A 1,339-nucleotide genomic window follows, 5' to 3' on the forward strand; every position below is an offset into this window, starting at 1 on the left:
ACGGGAGTCAACTATTAGCTGCTTAATTTATAGGTCTTTTTTTAAGACTGTCCATTTTGAAGGGCACAGTTCAATTAAGAGAAAGGCTTTTTTATTATGCAGCAAACAATCTTTAACTGCCTTTTTATCTGCAGAAATCCCCATGCCCTTTTGTTACTTATATAAAGAAGACTCAGTAGCTTTACCAAGGCTTAGGAATACTTCCCGATATACATCTAAGATAGGCATGAAGGTTTCCTAGCTTATAAATTATCATCAAAAGTATTTTCAATGGCTAATTCCAATTCTTCTTTTACTTCTCCTACATAACGTTTGGTCATGTTCAAATCTTTATGCCCCATTAATTTAGAAACGGTTTGAAGGTCTATTCCCTTATCGATTAATTTTTGGCAAAACGTATTCCGTAGCTTATGGGGAGTCGCATTATATTTAGTCAGCATATATTGTACGGATCTTGGCGTGATACGCTGATTCACACTGGATATGAAAATAACTTCCGTTTCCATATTTAAAAATTCCTTGTATGCCCTGATCTTTTCACTAGCAGCCATGGAGAGTGGAATCTTCCTGTCTATATCCCCTTTTGAATCCCGGATGAGGATATATTGCCTATCTCCCTCTTTTTGAATGTCACTATAGTTCAAATCACAAAGTTCCGACACCCGGATACCCGTATGGATCAGTGTATAGACTATGGCAATATTCCTGAAATGGCCAGTGGCCTCAATTTCTTTTAGGAGAGCAGCTTGCTCAAGCATGTTCAGGGCTTCAGGCGGATTTTCTTTTTTTCCCTTTGCTTTACGGTCGATGTTGAGGATGATCTCGGGTTTATCAAGGAATCTGGAAAACATCGTAATAGCTGAATAATGTTTTTCAATCGTTCCTCCACTTTTGTTTGACTGTTCCATATCGTCTAAATAGGTTTGCACGTGAGATTTTTCAATTTCTTCCGCTTCTCCTTTAAACCATTGAAGAAACTGGGAGATGACTCCCACATAGGTTTTAATCGTACCATCGGATTTATGTTGACCCATTAACCATTCGGCAAAAGAATGAAGAATTTGTTTATTGTCCAGGATTTCTTCTTTACTGGTCATCGAGAAGCCCCCTACCAAAATCATGGTATTAATAAGCCTTTCCAATACACGAATAGTGGAATTTATACAAAAAAACCTTAGGAGAATCCTAAGGTTTAGAATGCGTTGATAGGATTTGAACCTGTTTATACGGGTTTATGGATCCTAATTGATGTGATAAACATTGCTTGGCGGCGTCCTACTCTCACAGGGGGAAACCCCCAACTACCATTGGCGCTGAAGAGCTTAACTGCCGTGTTCGG

The 1,339-nt window shown here is 38.7% G+C and carries 1 protein-coding gene and 1 rRNA gene; both read right to left on the reverse strand.

Going from position 1 to position 1,339, the window contains the following annotated elements:
* Positions 1-242: 242 nt before the first annotated feature.
* The gene (locus tag N9I19_RS24765) at positions 243-1,097 is read right to left on the reverse strand and encodes a tyrosine-type recombinase/integrase (RefSeq protein WP_289319196.1); all 855 of its coding nucleotides are present in this window, start codon (positions 1,095-1,097) and stop codon (positions 243-245) included.
* A 165-nt stretch (positions 1,098-1,262) separates the two neighbouring features.
* Positions 1,263-1,339, reverse strand: a 5S ribosomal RNA gene (rrf, locus tag N9I19_RS25515); the annotation flags it as partial.

Source organism: Peribacillus sp. CSMR9, assembly GCF_033141925.1.
Taxonomy (GTDB): Bacteria; Bacillota; Bacilli; order Bacillales; family DSM-1321; genus Peribacillus; species Peribacillus simplex_A.